The 16639-nt window shown below is 65.9% G+C and carries 20 protein-coding genes; 12 read left to right on the forward strand and 8 right to left on the reverse strand.

Annotated features, from left to right (window positions below; genetic code table 11):
- Positions 1-31: 31 nt before the first annotated feature.
- The 3 genes from choX to choV are packed head-to-tail and all read left to right on the forward strand — an operon-like array spanning position 32 to position 2878.
- A complete protein-coding gene (gene choX / locus LZ686_RS01555; protein ID WP_045981249.1) occupies positions 32-973 on the forward strand; it encodes a choline ABC transporter substrate-binding protein in 942 nt (313 codons plus the stop codon).
- A gap of 55 nt (positions 974-1028) precedes the next feature.
- Complete coding sequence (gene choW / locus LZ686_RS01560; protein ID WP_045999052.1) at positions 1029-1877, forward strand: choline ABC transporter permease subunit; 849 nt, start codon at positions 1029-1031, stop codon at positions 1875-1877.
- Entirely contained in the window at positions 1874-2878 is a 1005-nt protein-coding gene (gene choV, locus LZ686_RS01565) for a choline ABC transporter ATP-binding protein (RefSeq protein ID WP_349546789.1), read from the forward strand. The genes choW and choV overlap by 4 nt, the downstream gene beginning before the upstream one ends.
- Here the strand turns inward: choV and LZ686_RS01570 are convergent.
- Positions 2875-3786: an ABC transporter permease gene (locus LZ686_RS01570; protein ID WP_052714598.1), complete on the reverse strand. Its 912-nt coding sequence runs from the start codon at positions 3784-3786 to the stop codon at positions 2875-2877. The two genes, choV and LZ686_RS01570, sit on opposite strands and share 4 nt — an antisense overlap.
- A gap of 281 nt (positions 3787-4067) precedes the next feature.
- Here LZ686_RS01570 and LZ686_RS01575 point away from each other — a divergent pair, with 281 nt between their 5' ends.
- From LZ686_RS01575 to LZ686_RS01585, 3 genes are all read left to right on the forward strand, one after another.
- Positions 4068-5291: a KpsE/RkpR family capsule polysaccharide export protein gene (locus LZ686_RS01575; protein WP_246071247.1), complete on the forward strand. Its 1224-nt coding sequence runs from the start codon at positions 4068-4070 to the stop codon at positions 5289-5291.
- The gene (locus LZ686_RS01580; RefSeq protein ID WP_045981253.1) at positions 5288-5956 is read left to right on the forward strand and encodes an ABC transporter ATP-binding protein; all 669 of its coding nucleotides are present in this window, start codon (positions 5288-5290) and stop codon (positions 5954-5956) included. The genes LZ686_RS01575 and LZ686_RS01580 overlap by 4 nt, the downstream gene beginning before the upstream one ends.
- A 113-nt stretch (positions 5957-6069) precedes the next feature.
- On the forward strand, positions 6070-7245 hold the full coding sequence (locus LZ686_RS01585; RefSeq protein ID WP_045981254.1) for an NAD-dependent epimerase/dehydratase family protein: 1176 nt from the start codon (positions 6070-6072) through the stop codon (positions 7243-7245).
- A 36-nt stretch (positions 7246-7281) separates the two neighbouring features.
- Here LZ686_RS01585 and LZ686_RS01590 read toward each other — a convergent pair whose 3' ends face one another.
- Positions 7282-8097, reverse strand: a complete 816-nt coding sequence (locus tag LZ686_RS01590) for an alpha/beta fold hydrolase (RefSeq protein ID WP_349546790.1) — start codon at positions 8095-8097, stop codon at positions 7282-7284.
- 86 nt (positions 8098-8183) lie between these two features.
- Complete coding sequence (locus LZ686_RS01595) at positions 8184-8567, reverse strand: DUF2147 domain-containing protein (RefSeq protein ID WP_045999046.1); 384 nt, start codon at positions 8565-8567, stop codon at positions 8184-8186.
- 135 nt (positions 8568-8702) lie between these two features.
- Here LZ686_RS01595 and hisA point away from each other — a divergent pair, with 135 nt between their 5' ends.
- From hisA to aat, 6 genes are all read left to right on the forward strand, one after another.
- Positions 8703-9419: a 1-(5-phosphoribosyl)-5-[(5-phosphoribosylamino)methylideneamino]imidazole-4-carboxamide isomerase gene (gene hisA, locus LZ686_RS01600; protein WP_045999045.1), complete on the forward strand. Its 717-nt coding sequence runs from the start codon at positions 8703-8705 to the stop codon at positions 9417-9419.
- Positions 9420-9503: 84 nt separating this feature from the next.
- Positions 9504-10265, forward strand: a complete 762-nt coding sequence (gene hisF / locus LZ686_RS01605; protein ID WP_349546791.1) for an imidazole glycerol phosphate synthase subunit HisF — start codon at positions 9504-9506, stop codon at positions 10263-10265.
- On the forward strand, positions 10262-10579 hold the full coding sequence (locus LZ686_RS01610; RefSeq protein WP_045981259.1) for a phosphoribosyl-ATP diphosphatase: 318 nt from the start codon (positions 10262-10264) through the stop codon (positions 10577-10579). The genes hisF and LZ686_RS01610 overlap by 4 nt, the downstream gene beginning before the upstream one ends.
- A gap of 107 nt (positions 10580-10686) precedes the next feature.
- Complete coding sequence (gene accB, locus LZ686_RS01615; protein WP_349374444.1) at positions 10687-11205, forward strand: acetyl-CoA carboxylase biotin carboxyl carrier protein; 519 nt, start codon at positions 10687-10689, stop codon at positions 11203-11205.
- Positions 11206-11209: 4 nt separating this feature from the next.
- Positions 11210-12556, forward strand: coding sequence for an acetyl-CoA carboxylase biotin carboxylase subunit (accC, locus tag LZ686_RS01620; protein WP_349546792.1), 1347 nt, complete (start codon positions 11210-11212; stop codon positions 12554-12556).
- Positions 12557-12563: 7 nt separating this feature from the next.
- Positions 12564-13181 carry a leucyl/phenylalanyl-tRNA--protein transferase gene (aat, locus tag LZ686_RS01625; RefSeq protein ID WP_349546793.1) on the forward strand — a complete coding sequence of 206 codons (618 nt, stop codon included), beginning with the start codon at positions 12564-12566 and terminating at the stop codon, positions 13179-13181.
- On the opposite strand, the gene LZ686_RS01630 is transcribed toward aat, so the two are convergent.
- The 5 genes from LZ686_RS01630 to LZ686_RS01650 all read right to left on the reverse strand — a co-directional run bounded on the left by LZ686_RS01630 (position 13172) and on the right by LZ686_RS01650 (position 16514).
- A complete protein-coding gene (locus LZ686_RS01630; RefSeq protein ID WP_232303241.1) occupies positions 13172-13492 on the reverse strand; it encodes a DUF2155 domain-containing protein in 321 nt (106 codons plus the stop codon). The genes aat and LZ686_RS01630 overlap by 10 nt on opposite strands.
- Before the next feature lie 26 nt (positions 13493-13518).
- Complete coding sequence (gene mlaD, locus LZ686_RS01635; protein WP_349546794.1) at positions 13519-13995, reverse strand: outer membrane lipid asymmetry maintenance protein MlaD; 477 nt, start codon at positions 13993-13995, stop codon at positions 13519-13521.
- Between the two features lies 1 nt (position 13996).
- A complete protein-coding gene (locus LZ686_RS01640; RefSeq protein ID WP_349546795.1) occupies positions 13997-14371 on the reverse strand; it encodes an NADH:ubiquinone oxidoreductase subunit NDUFA12 in 375 nt (124 codons plus the stop codon).
- Between the two features lie 83 nt (positions 14372-14454).
- On the reverse strand, positions 14455-15720 hold the full coding sequence (clpX, locus tag LZ686_RS01645) for an ATP-dependent Clp protease ATP-binding subunit ClpX (protein WP_045981266.1): 1266 nt from the start codon (positions 15718-15720) through the stop codon (positions 14455-14457).
- 161 nt (positions 15721-15881) lie between these two features.
- On the reverse strand, positions 15882-16514 hold the full coding sequence (locus tag LZ686_RS01650) for an ATP-dependent Clp protease proteolytic subunit (protein ID WP_349546796.1): 633 nt from the start codon (positions 16512-16514) through the stop codon (positions 15882-15884).
- Between the last annotated feature and the right edge of the window lie 125 nt (positions 16515-16639).

Consider the following 16639-nt stretch of genomic DNA (forward strand, 5'->3'; position numbering starts at 1 on the left):
TGACTGAACAATCAAGAACAGGGAGCCCATCATGACCCTTTCCCGCATCCTCGCGGTCCTTGCGATGACGCCCGCGCTGGCGCTGCCCGCCGCCGCGCAGGAACCCGACAGCTGCCGAGAGGTGGTGTTTTCCGACGTGGGCTGGTCCGACATCACCGCGACCACGGCCATCGCGTCGACGGTCCTGCAGGCCCTGGGATACGAGACCGAAACACGCATCCTCTCGGTTCCGGTGACCTATACGGCGCTGTCCACGGACGACGTGGACGTGTTCCTGGGCAACTGGATGCCCACGATGGAGGCCGACATCGCCCCCTATCGCGACGCGGGCACGGTCGACACGGTGCGCACCAACCTGACCGGCGCGAAGTACACGCTGGCCACAAACAAGGCCGGTGCCGACCTGGGGATCGCCGATTTCGCAGACATCGCCGCGCAGAGCGAGGCGCTGGACGGCAAGATCTATGGCATCGAGCCGGGCAACGACGGCAACCGCCTGCTGCTTGAGATGGTGGCGATGGACAAGTTCGACCTGGGCACCTTCGAGGTCGTCGAATCCAGCGAACAGGGCATGCTGGCCCAGGTCCAGCGCGCGACCAACAGCGATCAGCCGGTGATCTTCCTGGGATGGGAGCCCCACCCCATGAACGCCCAGTTCGAGATGACCTATCTGACCGGCGGCGATGAGATCTTCGGCCCCGATCTTGGCGGCGCCGAGGTTCGCACCAACACCCGCGCGGGCTATGTCGCGGAATGTCCGAACGTGGGCAAGTTCCTGACCAACCTGGAGTTCACCCTGACCATGGAGAACGAGGTTATGGGCGCGATCCTGAACGACGGTCAGGATCCGATGGACGCCGCCCGCGACTGGCTTGCGGCCAACCCGGACGCGGCCACCCCCTGGCTGGTCGACGTGACCACCGCCGACGGCAACGACCCCCAGACCGCGCTGACCGAGGCGCTGGCGCAATGACCCCCCGCCCCGGCGCTGTGCCGCCGGGGCCCCCAACGTCATAGAGGGTGCAGGCATGGAACAGCTGACCGATTGGGTCACCGACACCAAGATCCCCGTGGGACGGACCGCAAAGACGGTCTTTGACTGGCTGAACGCCAATGCGGCCGGGCTGTTCGATGCGATCTCGACCGGGATGGAGGCGCTGATCGACGCCATCCTGACGGGGCTGGAGGCGCCGAACCCGTTCCTGTTCATCGCACTGGCCGTGGCGCTGACCTGGGCGCTGCAACGTCGGTTGGGCACCTGCCTGTTGGTGATGTTCGGGCTGCTGTTCGTGCTGAACCAGGGCTACTGGTCCGAAATGCTGCAGTCGCTGACGCTGGTCCTGTCGGCCTGCATCGTCTGCATGGCCGTGGGCGTGCCCATCGGCATCGCCTGCGCGCACCGGCCGCGGCTTTATGCCTGGATGCGCCCGGTCCTGGACCTGATGCAGACGCTGCCGACCTTCGTGTATCTGATCCCGGCGATCGTGTTCTTTGGCATCGGCATGGTGCCGGGCCTGCTGGCCACCGTGATCTTCGTGCTGCCCGCGCCGATCAGGCTGACGCAACTGGGCATTGCCTCGACCCCGCCCGCACTGGTCGAGGCCGCGACTGCATTCGGTGCCACCCCCCGGCAACTGCTCTGGAAGGTGGAACTGCCAAGCGCCCTGCCCCAGATCATGGCCGGGCTGAACCAGACCATCATGCTGTCGCTGTCGATGGTCGTCATCGCCGCGCTGGTCGGCGCATCGGGGCTGGGCGTGCCGGTGGTGCGGGCGCTGAACAGCGTCAACACCGCACTAGGCTTCGAATCGGGCATGGTGATCGTCGTCGTCGCCATCCTGCTGGACCGGATGCTGCGCATGGAGGGCCGCAAATGAACGCCGTCGAATTCGACCGGGTCTGCATCGTCTTCGGCGACCACCCCGACCGCGCCCTGCCCCTGATGGACGAGGGTCTGGACCGCGGCCCCATCAAGACCGAAACCGGGCAGGTGCTGGGCGTCCACGATTGCAGCCTGTCTGTCGCCGATGGAGAGATCCTGGTCCTGATGGGCCTGTCGGGATCGGGCAAGTCCACGCTGCTGCGGGCGGTGAACGCGTTGAACCCCGTCTGCCGCGGAGAGGTCCGCATCAAGCGCGGCGGTCAGATGGTCAGCGTGACCGCAGCCAGCAGCCGGGCGCTGCGCGACATCCGCCTGCGCGACGTGGCGATGGTGTTCCAGGCCTTCGGCCTGCTGCCATGGCGCACGGTGCGCGACAATGTCGGCCTTGGGCTGGAGCTGGCGGGCATGTCGCAGGCCGAACGGCGCAGCAAGATCGAGGGCCATCTGGCGACCGTAGGCCTGTCGGAATGGGCCGACCGCAAGGTCGGAGAGCTGTCCGGCGGCATGCAGCAGCGCGTCGGCCTGGCCCGCGCCTTTGCGACCGAGGCGCCGATCCTGCTGATGGACGAACCGTTCAGCGCGCTGGACCCGCTGATACGCGCCCGGCTGCAGGACGAACTGCTGGAGCTGCAGGCCAAGACCGGGCGGACCATCATCTTCGTCAGCCATGACCTGGACGAGGCCTTCAAGCTTGGCAACCGCATCGCGTTGATGGAGGGCGGACGCATCGTGCAGATCGGAACCGCCAGAGAGATCATTGCCAACCCGATCAACGACTATGTCGCCGATTTCGTGGCGCACATGAACCCGCTTGGCGTGCTGACAGCTGAAGATGTTGCCGAACCCGGCACCGCCGAGGGAGAGCCTGTGCCCCGCGACATGCCGGTGCGCGCGGTCATGGGCCTCTTGGCGGATCGCACGGCCCTGCCCGTACAGGGCGGCGGGCGCATCACACAGGCCGCGGTCCTGGCGCGCCTGATCGACCCACGGGGCTAGCTGTTCTGCAGGTCGCGGTGGTACCGGACCAGCAGCGCCAACCCCAAGGCGAACAGCCCCAGGCCAAGCCCGAAGACATAGGTATAGCTGACGTATTCGCCGGCATATTGCGGATAGAACGACCGCCGCATCTGTCCGATGACATGGATCAGCGGGTTCCACCACAGCCAGTCCTGATAGGGCTGGGGCACATCGTCGAACATGAAGAAGATGCACGAGAGCAGGAAGAACGGCTTCATGAAGATTGCCCACAGGGGCTGCCACCAACTGACCGCCTCGAACAGGAAGCAGTTCATGACGCCAATGGCGGCACCCGTCAGGATCATCATCGCCAGGCCGATCGCGATCAGGTCCATCTGCGGGTCGGTCCGGGTTTCCGACGTCATCATGATCGCGGTGAAGATCACTGTGGCCACCATAACCTGGGTGATCGCATTGAAGGCGATCCGTGCCAGCAACGCGTCCATGAAGGTCACCGCCGGATAGCTGAGGAGCGCCATCGAATAGCGCACAGAGGACGCGACCTTGTTCGAGATGTCCATGTATCCCAGGAACGGCACCATCCCGGTGGCATAGAACATCGCAAAGCTTGTCCCGATCGGCGGCAGCGCGAAGGTGACCGAGAAGATCAGTGTCAGCAACATGATCCCGCCCGCAGGTTCCGCGACCGCCCAGAAATACCCCCCCGAGGCGCGGCCGTTGCTGGTCTGGACCTCGCGCAGGATCAGCGCCGTGATGGCGCGCAGGCTGGCGAAGCTGCGGTGCTTTCGCACCTCCTTGAGGACGCGCGGGCCCTGCGCGGCGGTCTTGCGCTGCGGCAGGGGGGCGGCGGGCGGGCCGTGTCGGGGCGTGGTGGACTGGGACATGCGGATCACGGATGGCGCCGGGGGCGCGTTTGCGCTGCTCACGATCCTGGCAACGGATCGGTGCTGGAACTGTTCTGCGCGCTTATGTATGACGGCGCCAGCAAGATCAACAAGGCAGGCGGGGTAAGCGCATGTCCGCCCAGGATTCCAACTCCGGTCCCCACAGGAACACGCCCCCCGGTGCCACCGCACCGCAGGAAGGCCCCCAGGGCCCCGCACAGGGCCAAGGGGCAACCCAGGGTCAGGCAGGACAGGGTCAACCGCTGCAGCCCCAGGGACCGGGCGCAGGTCAGCCCCGTCCGCAGGGCCAGCAGGGTGGCCAGATGGTCCATCGCCCCGGTCAGGGCGCAGGCCAGCAGGTGATCCGCCCCGGCCAGCACAATCCGCAGATGCAGGCCCGCATCCAGGCCGCGATGCAGCAGCCCGTTCTGCCCCCGGCCGGTCCGGCGCGCCTGCATCGGCGCCATTACGGCATGGCCATCAGCTTTGTCCTGATGGTGATCATTCCTGTCCTCCTCAGCGCCGTGTACATCTATACGCGCGCATCGGACCAGTACGCGTCCTATGTCGGCTTCTCGGTCCGCAGCGAATCCGCGCCCAGCCCGGCGGACGTTCTGGGTGGGCTGGGGTCTCTGGTGGGGGTCACGTCCAGTTCGACCAGCGACACCGACATCCTCTACAAGTTCATCCAGAGCCGTGACCTGGTCGAACGGGTCAATGCCCGCATCGACCTGCGCGAGGTCTGGTCCAAGGCCCCGGGCGATCCGATCTTCGGTTTCAACGGCGGGCCGTCGCTGGAGGATCTGGTCGAGGAATGGGAGCGGAAGGTCCGCATCCATTACGATTCCGGGATGATCGACCTGCGCATCCTGGCCTTCGATCCTGTCGATGCCCAGACCATCGCCAACGCGATCCTGGAAGAGGGCGGCATCCTGATCAACCGTCTGAACGACATCGCCCGCGAGGATGCCCTGCGCTATGCCCGCGACGAGCTGGATCGGGCGCAGGATCGCCTGCGCGAGGCCCGCCAGGAGGTGACCGAGTTCCGCAATCGCTATCAGCTGGTGGACCCGGTGGCCGACGTGCAGGGTCAGATCGGCGTCGTCACATCGCTGCAGCAGCAACTGGCCGAACAGCTGGTCGGCCTGGGCCTGCTGCAGGCGAACGCGCAGCCCGAGGACCCGCGGATCGGCCAGGCCGAACTGCGCATCCAGGTCATCCGCGACCAGATCGAGGCCGAGCGGCAAAAGTTCGGGTCGACCGGCGGCGAGGAGGCCCTGTCCGATGTCGTCGGCCAGTTCGAGATCCTGACCGTCGACCGGCAGTTCGCCGAGGCCACCTATACCGCGGCCCTTGCCGGCTTCGAGACCGCGCGGGCCGAGGCCGTGCGCCAGTCGCGTTACCTGGCACCATATATCCGCCCGACGCTTGCACAGGAGGCCGAGTTCCCCGAACGCGCCAAGCTGCTGCTGATGATCGCCGGGTTCCTGACGGTGCTGTGGGTGATCGGCAGCCTGATCTTCTACAGCCTGCGCGACCGGCGATGATCTATCTGCAGAACCTCTGCAAGACCTACACGCTAAACGGCAAGCACAAGGTGGTGGCCGACGACATCACCGCAATCTTTCCGTCCGGCGTGTCGGTCGCGCTGCTGGGGCGCAACGGCGCGGGCAAGTCGTCGCTGCTGCGGATGATCTCGGGGGCCATGCTGCCGTCGTCGGGCAAGGTGCTGTCCACGGGGACAATCAGCTGGCCGGTGGGCTTTGCCGGTTCGTTCAGCGGAGAGCTGACGGGAGAGCAGAACTGCCGCTTTGTCGCGCGCATCTATGGCGTGGACACCGAGGAACTGCTGTACTTCGTCCAGGATTTCGCCGAACTGGGCGATCACTTCAAGCTGCCGATCCGCACCTATTCCTCGGGGATGCGGTCCCGGCTGGCCTTCGGCCTGTCGATGGCGGTGCCCTTCGACACCTACCTGGTGGACGAGGTCTCGGCCGTGGGCGACGCGGCCTTCCGCACCAAGTCCAACCGCGTCTTCAACGAACGCATGTCGAATGCCGGGGCCATCGTGGTTGCGCATTCGATGGGAATGCTGCGCGAGACCTGTCATGCAGGGGCGGTTCTGGAACAGGGCAAGCTGACCTTCTATCCCGACCTGGAAGACGCCATCGCGGCGCATATGGTCAACATGCAGCAGGCCCAGACAGGCTGATTGCCGCCGGTTTCATGACACCCGGATGACGCAACCCCTGCGGGGGTGGCGCTTGCATGTGCGCATGGATATTGATTTGAATGAATTCAGCGCATCATTCGGCAAGGCATATCATGAAGATCATCGTTCTGGGCGGAGACGGTTTCTGCGGCTGGCCCACGGCCCTGCACCTGTCCGCCCGCGGTCACGACGTCGTGATCGTCGACAACCTCTCGCGCCGCAAGATCGATGTGGAGCTTGAGGTCGCCTCCCTGACGCCGATCCGCCCCTTGGGCGAGCGCGTCCGTGCCTGGGCCGAGGTGACCGGCAACCACATCCGGACAGAGGATCTGACGGTCGGTCAGGATTACGACCGGCTGCTGGCGCTGTTGGAGCGTGAACGGCCCGATGCGATCGTGCATTTCGCCGAACAGCGCGCGGCGCCCTATTCCATGAAATCGGCCCGACACAAGCGGTACACCGTCAACAACAACCTGAACGCGACGCATGACGTACTGGCCGCGATCGTCGAATCAGGTCAGGACATCCATCTGGTGCACCTTGGCACGATGGGCGTCTATGGCTACGGCACCGCCGGCATGAAGATCCCCGAAGGTTATCTGGACGTGACCGTGCAGACCGCGCAGGGACCCCATGACCAGCAGATCCTGTACCCGGCCAATCCGGGCAGCATCTATCACATGACCAAGACCCAGGATGCGCTGTTCTTCTTCTACTACAACAAGAACGACGGCCTGCGGATCACCGACCTGCATCAGGGCATCGTCTGGGGCACGCAGACGGCCGAAACGCAGATGGACGAGCGATTGATCAACCGGTTCGATTACGATGGAGACTATGGCACGGTACTGAACCGGTTCCTGATGCAGGCGGCCATCGGCTATCCGATGACCGTGCATGGAACGGGCGGTCAGACGCGCGCCTTCATCCACATTCAGGACACCTGCCGCTGCATCGAACTGGCCATCGCGAACCCGCCCAAGCGCGGCGACCGGGTGCAGATCCTGAACCAGATGACCGAGACGCACCGCGTCCGCGACCTGGCGCAGATGATCTCGGACCGCACGGGGACCGAGGTCGCGTTCCAGAAAAACCCTCGCAACGAGGCTGACGAGAACGACCTGCATGTCGTCAACGACAGCTTTCTGGGGTTGGGCCTGCAGCCGATTACCCTGGCCGAGGGTCTGCTGTCAGAGGTCCGTGACATCGCCCGCAAATACTCCGACCGCTGCGACCGCGACAAGATCCCCTGCGTGTCTCAGTGGCGCGCGGCGCAGGCGGCAGAATAGGCGACAGGGGGCGGACGGTCCGCCCCCTGCCCCCGATCAGGCCAGAAACGCCTTGAGGTCGTCCAGCAGACGCTCGCCATGCGTGGCGGCCAGGCCGTGCGGGGCGTTGTCGTATTCGATCAGTTTTGCGGTCGGGACCATCTTGGCCATCCGGTGCGCGGTGGCGGCGATGGGCACGATCTTGTCTGCCGTGCCATGCACGACCAGCGTGGGCAGGTTGATCTGCGCCACGTCCGCGGTGAAATCGGTCATCCCGAACGCTGTCACGCATTCGATCGTGGCGCGTGGGCTGGCCATCATCGCCATGCCCTGTGTCCAGTCCAGAACGGCCTGACTGACGCCGCCCAGAAGGCCCTGGCCATAGAACTGCTTGGCGAAATCCTGCAGGAAGGCCGGACGGTCCTTGCGCAGCCCGTCGCGCATCCCCTCGAACAGGTCGGCCGGGGCACCGTCGGGATTGGCGTCGGATTTCAGCAGCCCCGGCGCGACAGACGAGATGAACCCCAACCGGCTGGCCCCCTTTGCGCCGTGGCGCGAGACATAGCGGGCGACCTCTCCGCCGCCCATGGAAAATCCGATGATGGCCGCGTCGGTCAGTTCCAGCCCGTCGATCACCGCGGCCAGATCGTCCGACAGCGTGTCGTAATCATAGCCGTTCCAAGGCTGTTCGGACCGCCCGAATCCGCGGCGGTCATAGCTGATGACGCGGTATCCGGCCTCTGCCAGGCCCAAGGCCTGCGTCTCCCAGCTGTCGGCGGTCAGGGGCCAGCCGTGGATCAGGACGACCGGGCGGCCCTGCCCCCAGTCCTTGACGTAAAGCTGCGTGCCATCTTTCGCGGAAATCATCGGCATGGTGCGTTCCTTGATTGCTGTTTCGCCCAGGGAACGCGTCGGGGCCGCGGCAGGTTCGCCCGGCCCCGATCACTGTTCTGTCGGTGCTACTGCACCCGCACCCAGGTCTGGCTGCTGCACAGCAGGCCACCGGCGATGCAGCCCGACAGGCTCATCCGGTCGCCCGCGACCGAGGCCTTGCCGGCATAGATCTTGTCGTTGGACGGCCGCCAGACGCGACCTGCATAGTTGCCGCCGCCCTGGGGCGCCATGTCGATGACGATCTGGCGGCCCAGGTTGGGCGACTGGTATTCGGCCGTGTCGCGATAGGTCCGGGTGATCGTGCCGCAGAACGCGCCGCCGCAGGGCGCGACGGTGACATGGGCGAACGCGCCCTCGTCGGGCTGGGTCTGCCAGACCCCTTCGATCGGGTCGGCGCTGGCCGCCCCTGCAGCCAGCGCGAACGTGGCGGCCAGAATGATGTGACGCATGGGTCCCTCCTCCTCAGGGTGCGACCAGATTGCGCGGGCTGCCCCCGTCCGGGCAAGCATGACGTCAGGTCCCTTGCCGTTCCCGCCCGCCCCGTGGCAAAGGGGGCGCAACCCTTGAGACCGGAGCGTGCCGCCATGATCCTCTATCCCGCCATCGACCTGAAGGACGGCAACTGCGTGCGCCTGCTGCGCGGCGACATGGAGGCCGCGACCGTCTTCGGCACCGATCCCGCGGCCCAGGCCCGTGCGTTCCAGGATGCGGGTGCCGAATGGCTGCACCTGGTCGACCTGAACGGCGCCTTCGAGGGCAAGCCCGTGAATGCCGCGGCGGTCGAGGCGATCCTTGCGGCCACCGACATTCCGACCCAGCTGGGCGGCGGCATCCGTGACATGGCGACGATCGAATCCTGGCTGGACCGCGGCCTGACCCGCGTGATCCTGGGCACCGTCGCGGTCGAGAATCCCGACCTGGTGCGCGAGGCCGCCGACGCCTTTCCCGGCCGCATCGCGGTCGGTATCGACGCCCGCGCAGGCAAGGTCGCGACGCGGGGCTGGGCCACGGAAACCGACGTGAACGCCACCGACCTGGCCCGCCGGTTCCAGGACGTGGGCGTCGCCGCAATCATCTATACCGACATCGACCGTGATGGCGCGATGGGCGGCCCCAACATCCACGCGACCGAGGCGCTGGCCCGCGCCGTCACCATTCCTGTGATCGCATCCGGCGGGGTCTCGTCGCTGGCCGACCTGAAGGCGCTTGACGACACCAAGGTGATCGCGGGCGCGATCTCCGGGCGCGCGCTTTACGACGGCGCGCTGGACCTGCGCCAGGCGCTGGCCGCGCTGGCCTGACACGGGCGGGCGCGGACCACTGGTCCCGCCGCCGCCGCTGCGCTAGAACCCAGGGCTTACCAGCCCCAGCCAAAGGCCCCGACGATGCTCAAGACCCGGATCATTCCCTGCCTGGACGTCGCCGACGGGCGCGTGGTCAAGGGCGTGAACTTCGTCGACCTGGTCGATGCCGGCGACCCGGTCGAAGCCGCACGCGCCTATGACGCCGCCGGCGCGGACGAGATCTGCTTTCTGGACATTCATGCCACCCATGAAAATCGCGGCACCATGTTCGATCTGGTGACCCGGACGGCGGAACAATGCTTTGTCCCGCTGACCGTGGGCGGTGGCGTGCGCACGCATAACGACGTTCGGGCGCTGCTGCTGGCTGGGGCCGACAAGGTCAGCTTCAACTCCGCGGCCGTGGCCGACCCGGACGTGGTGGCCGCCGCCGCCGACCGGTTCGGCAGCCAGTGCATCGTCGTGGCGATCGACGCAAAGACCGTGGAAGACGGCCGGTGGGAGATCTTCACCCATGGCGGCCGCAAGCCCACCGGCATCGACGCGGTGGAGTTCGCGCGAGTGGTCGAAGCCAAGGGCGCAGGAGAGATCTTGCTGACCTCGATGGACCGGGACGGGACGCGGTCGGGGTTCAACCTGCCGCTGACGCGGGCCATCGCCGATGCAGTGAACGTTCCGGTCATCGCATCCGGCGGCGTCGGCACGCTGGACCACCTGGTCGAGGGCGTGACCGAAGGTCATGCCAGCGCCGTTCTGGCCGCCAGCATCTTCCATTTCGGCACGCATACCATCGCCGAGGCCAAGGCCCACATGGCCGCCGCCGGCATTCCCATGAGGCTGACATGACCGCCCTGCACCGCCTGGCCGCGACCGTCCAGGACCGCAAGACCGCCGACCCCGATAGCAGCTGGACCGCCAGACTGCTGGCCAAGGGCCCCGAGAAATGTGCGGAGAAGTTCGGCGAGGAGGCCGTCGAGGCGATCATCGAGGCGGTCAAGGGCGACCGCGCCCGCCTGACCGCCGAGGCCGCCGACGTGATGTTCCACCTGCTGGTCATGCTGGCCGCGCGCGACATCACGCTGGAGGACGTCGAGGCGGAGCTGACGCGGCGCGAAGGCACCTCTGGCCTGGCAGAAAAGGCCGCGCGCCCCGGCGCCTGAGCGCGCAAAGCGCGACGGGACCCTTCCCCTTGGGCAGGCACAGGGGCTATAAGCCCTGCAATCGCCGCGCGTGGACGCGGCCCGACCAGAACACGTCAGAGGATGGCATGAGCAACGATTCCCACCACGACAAGCATCACGAGGGCGACGTGGCCTTCATCCGCTCGCTGGCCGAGCTGCTGAACTCCAGCGAGCTGAACGAGATCCAGGTCAAGCGCGAGTACGGCGAGCATGACCGCCTGACGGTCAGCCTGACCAAGCAGGGCAAGCAGGTCGTCTATGCCCAAGGCCCCGCGGCGCCCTCCGCCCCGGCACCGCAGGCATCCGCCCCGGCGCCCGCCGCGGCCACTGCGCCCGCCCCTGCCGCCGCCAGCGCCGATCCGGCCAGCCTGCCCGGCGCCGTGACATCGCCCATGGTGGGCACCGCCTATCTGTCGGCTGAACCAGGCGCCGCGGCCTTCGTCACCGTCGGTCAGACCGTGGCCGAGGGCGACACGCTGATGATCGTCGAAGCCATGAAGACGATGAACCACATTCCCGCGCCCCGCGCGGGCACGGTGCGCCGCATCCTGGTCGATGACGGCAATCCGGTCGAATTCGGCACCCCCCTGATGATCGTCGAGTAAGCCCATGTTCGACAAGATCCTCATCGCCAACCGGGGCGAGATCGCGCTGCGCGTGATCCGCGCCTGCCGCGAGATGGGCATCGCATCGGTCGCGGTCCATTCGACCGCCGATGCCGACGCGATGCATGTCCGAATGGCGGACGAATCGGTCTGCATCGGTCCGCCGTCCTCGGCGCAGTCCTATCTATCGATGCCGGCGCTGATTTCGGCCTGCGAGATCACGGGCGCGCAGGCGATCCACCCGGGCTACGGTTTCCTGTCCGAGAATGCGGGTTTCGTGCAGATGCTGGAAGATCACGGCATCACCTTCATCGGTCCGCGTGCCGAACACATCCGCATCATGGGCGACAAGATCACCGCCAAGGACACGATGAAGGCGCTTGGCGTGCCCTGCGTGCCCGGCAGCGACGGTGGCGTGAACGACGTGGAACAGGCCAAGGCGGTCGCGGCCCAGATCGGCTATCCGGTCATTATCAAGGCTACGGCGGGCGGCGGCGGTCGCGGCATGAAGGTCGCCGAGAACGAGGCGGGCCTTGAGGTCGCCTTCCGTACCGCGCGGTCCGAGGCCAAGGCTGCCTTCGGCAACCCCGACGTCTATCTGGAGAAATACCTCCAGCGTCCACGCCACATCGAGATCCAGGTCTTCGGTGACGGCAAGGGCCGCGCCGTGCATCTGGGCGAACGCGACTGCTCGCTGCAGCGCCGACACCAGAAGGTGCTGGAGGAGGCCCCCGGCCCCGCCATCACCGCCGAACAGCGCGCCCGGATCGGAAAGGTCTGCGCCGATGCCGTCGCCAAGATCGGCTATTCCGGCGCCGGCACGATCGAATTCCTGTTCGAGGACGGAGAGTTCTACTTCATCGAGATGAACACCCGCCTGCAGGTGGAACATCCGGTCACCGAAGCGATCTTCGGGGTCGATCTGGTGCGCCAGCAGATCCGCGTCGCCGCCGGCCTGCCGATGGAGTTCCACCAAGAGGACCTGGTGATCAACGGCCATTCGATCGAGGTGCGGATCAACGCCGAGAAGGTGCCCAGCTTCTCTCCCTGCCCCGGCAAGATCACCCAGTATCACGCCCCGGGCGGTCTGGGCGTGCGGATGGATTCGGCGCTGTATCAGGGCTATTCGATCCCGCCCTATTACGACAGCCTGATCGGCAAGCTGATCGTTCACGGTCGGGACCGGGACGAGGCGCTGGCCCGTCTGTCGCGCGCCTTGGGCGAACTGATCGTGGACGGGGTCGACACGACCGTGCCGCTGTTCCGTGATCTGCTGGCGGAACCTGACATCCAGTCGGGGAACTACTCGATCCACTGGCTGGGACGCTGGCTGGCCCGGCACTACGCGTAAGGGCCCGATGCTGACGCCTGCGCAGTTGCTGACCGGTTATGCGCGCGGCGTCTTTCCGATGGCCGAAAGCGCGGATGACGACCGCCTGTACTGGTTCGACCCCCCGATGCGGGGGGTCCTGCCGGTGGGGGGCGTCCATGTCGCGCGCTCTCTGCGGCGAGACCTGCGGCGTGGGGGATGGTCCGCACATCTGGACGGTGATTTCGCAACCGTGGTCGCCGCCTGTGCAGACCGCGAAACGACGTGGATCAACGCTCCGCTGGCGGACCTGTACCAGGCGCTGCACGGCGCGGGCCATGCGCATGCCATCGAGATCCGCCATGACGGGGCCTTCGCGGGCGGTCTGTTCGGCGTGACCCTTGGTGGGGCGTTCTTCGGCGAATCCATGGTTTCGGCCCGCGAGAACGGATCGCGGATGGCGCTGTGGTGGCTGTCGACGCACCTGAAGCGATGCGGCTTCACCTTGTTCGACACGCAGTTCCTGACGCCGCATCTCGCCCGGATGGGTGGGATCGAAATTCCGCGCAAGACCTATCACACGCGGCTGACCGCGGCCCTCCGCCGCAAGGCCGACATCCGTGCGGCGCCACTGCCCTCAGCCGAGATGCTGTCCGCTCAGCCCTGACAGGACATGACCCAGACATCGTAGCGCGCGTCATCCAGCGCCGACAGCGCGGGCGAGCTGGCGATCATCCAGCCGCTGAAGACCGTCGCGTTCTGCCGCAGGTCGGTGATGGTCAGTTGCGCGAAGGCGTCCGAGCTGGGATCGCCTGCAGGATAGCGGCATTCGCCCAGCCTGATCTCCAACCGCCCGTAACGGACGGCCTGACCGATCTGAAGCGGCAGGTCTGTCGTCCGCCCCGACACCTTGTCCAGACCCCGCAGCATCGCCCCCGATGCGCGCACGGTATCCTGTGCGGCCAAGGGTGTTGCCATCAGCATCAGGCAAAGCGCGGCACGAATCACGGCGCGGACTCATCGGCCGATTGGCTGTCGACGAATTTCAGCATCAGTTGCAGCAAACTGACCGCGCCCTGCACATCCTCGATCTCGTCCCCTGGGGCGAGATTGTCCATCGCTCCGCCAGGCTGCAGCTGGATATATGCGCCGCCCAGCAGTCCGTCGGACTGGATCAGTGCGGCACTGTCCGTGGGCAGCGCGATGTCGTATGGGATCGTCAGGACGGCATCGGCCAGATAGGTCTGCGGGTTCAACCGAACCTCACTGACGCGGCCAATACGAACACCGGCCAAACGGACCTCTGTCCCGACCGCGACCCCGTCGACATCCGGAAACGATGCGATCAGCGGATAACCCGATCCGCCGCCCCATTGGCCCTGCGCCGCCCAAGCAAGAAAGCCCGCGGCCACCGCAAGGACGATGCCACCGGCGATCAGTTCGGCCCGCGCCTCGGTCCCATGGGCGATGTCGGTCGACATCCTATTCCGGGCGCCACGCGTCATAATCGCTGCGCACCGCGGGTGCCGCGCGATACAGCGACCCGGCCGGCACATAGGCGCCAGGCGTGCCGGTCAGGTTGGCCTGGTGCGGCTGTTCCCACGCCTTGCGCGGGACGGCCAGTTCGGTCGGCGCCTCGTTCCAGGTGTGGTGCAGCCAGCCGTGCCATTCCGGCGAAATCTGACTGGCCTCGCATTCGGATTTATAGATGACCCAACGGCGCTTGCCGTCCTTGGTCTTGTAGAAGATGTTTCCGGCCGCATCCTCACCGACCTTGACGCCGTTTCGCCAGGTCCAGAACTGAGTGTTCAGCGTCTGGCTGTTCCACCAGGTCAGAAAGCGCAGCAGGAACGACATCGGCAGGACCCTCAACGATCAGTTTTGCCCTTGGGATATGCCCCAGTTTCCGCGCAAGGTCCAGCCTTGCGCGGACGCCCCGATCACCCTGCCGAGGCGGTTTCCTTCTTGGGATCGACATGGATCAGCAGGGGCTTGGCAGTGGGGTTGTCCACGGCCTCGTCGTTGACCACGACCTCCTGAACGCTGTCCAGTCCGGGCAGTTCAAACATGGTGTCCAGCAGGATCTCCTCCATGATCGACCGCAGACCGCGAGCACCGGTCTTGCGCTTGATCGCGCGCTTGGCGATGGCGGTCAACGCGTCGTCGGTGAAGGTCAGCTGAACGCCCTCTAGGTCGAACAGGCGCTGGTACTGCTTGACCAAGGCGTTCTTCGGCTTGGTCAGGATGATGATCAGCGCCTCTTCGTCCAGGTCGGTCAGGGTCGCGATGACCGGCAGACGTCCGACGAATTCCGGGATCAGGCCGAACTTCAGCAGATCTTCGGGCTCCAGTTCCTTGAACAGCTCGCCGACGCCCTGATCACCCGTTTCCTTGACCGACGCGCCAAAGCCCATCGCCGTGCCCTTGTTGCGCTGCGCGATGATGCGGTCCAGACCGGCAAAGGCGCCACCGCAGATGAACAGGATGTTGGTCGTGTCGACCTGCAGGAACTCCTGCTGGGGATGCTTGCGCCCGCCCTGCGGGGGAACCGAGGCGACCGTACCCTCCATGATCTTCAGCAAGGCCTGCTGCACGCCCTCGCCGGACACATCACGGGTGATGGACGGGTTGTCCGACTTGCGGGTGATCTTGTCGACCTCGTCGATATAGACGATGCCGCGCTGTGCCCGTTCGACGTTGTATTCGGACGACTGCAGCAGCTTCAGGATGATGTTTTCGACATCCTCACCGACGTAGCCCGCCTCGGTCAGCGTGGTCGCGTCCGCCATCGTGAAGGGCACGTCCAGAATGCGCGCCAAGGTCTGCGCCAGCAGCGTCTTGCCGCAGCCGGTCGGCCCGATCAGCAGAATGTTCGACTTGGCCAGTTCGATGTCGGTCTTGGAGCCGTGGTTCAGACGCTTGTAATGGTTGTGCACGGCCACGGACAGCACGCGCTTGGCATGCTCCTGCCCGATGACGTAATCATCCAGCACACCGCAGATTTCCCGCGGGGTGGGCACGCCGTCGCCGGACTTCAGACCGCTGGTCTTGGTCTCTTCGCGGATGATGTCCATGCACAGTTCGACGCATTCGTCGCAGATGAACACGGTCGGTCCCGCAATCAGCTTGCGGACCTCGTGCTGGCTCTTGCCGCAGAAGCTGCAATAGAGCGTGTTCTTGCTGTCGCTGCCGGACTGGTTCGCCATCGTCCATTTCCTTGACTGCCGTCCCGCAAGGACGCGGGGCGGGCGACGGCGGGATCGGGTTTCCGCGCGCCGCATCTTCGGGTTTCCGCGGCGGATCGGCCGCCGCGGGTCATTCACGCCATGTTACGGGCCAGTCCGGCCCGTCACAATCCCCATCAAAGCTATTTCTTTTCCGGGACGGCCTTGCCGCGCGGAGCCACGACCTCGTCGATCAGGCCCCAGTTCTTCGCCTCGTCCGCGGTCATGAAGCGGTCGCGCTCCAGCGCTTCCTCCACCTCGGTCAGGGATTTGCCGGTGTGATGGACATAGATCTCGTTCAGGCGACGCTTCAGCTTTTCGGTTTCGCGTGCGTGGATCAGGATGTCGGTGGCCTGGCCCTGGTATCCGCCCGACGGCTGGTGGACCATCACGCGGCTGTTCGGCAGCGAATAGCGCAGCCCCGGCTCTCCGGCCGCCAGAAGAAGCGAGCCCATGCTGGCCGCCTGCCCCACCACCAGCGTCGAGACGCGCGGCTTGATGTACTGCATGGTGTCATAGATCGACAGACCCGAGGTCACGACACCGCCGGGACTGTTGATATACATGCTGATATCCTTGGACGGGTTCTCCGCCTCAAGGAACAGCAACTGCGCGCAGATCAGCGTCGACATCCCGTCGTGGACGGGACCCGAGACGAAGATGATGCGCTCCTTCAGCAGACGCGAGAAGATGTCATAGGCCCGTTCCCCGCGCGAGGTCTGTTCGACCACCATCGGCACCAGGGTGTTCATGTAGAATTCTGCCGGATCGCTCATCTTCTGTCCTTGCCTGTTCGCCCCTGTCCCCGCGATTCGACCGGGCACTTGTCCCTGTCTTACCCGCGAAGTGTTGACAGAGTCTTAGTAACGGGCAAGGACAGCCGCAAGGGATGGAACGCAAA

This window comes from Paracoccus sp. NFXS7 (assembly GCF_040148865.1).
In the GTDB taxonomy this organism is placed as follows: domain Bacteria; phylum Pseudomonadota; class Alphaproteobacteria; order Rhodobacterales; family Rhodobacteraceae; genus Paracoccus; species Paracoccus marcusii.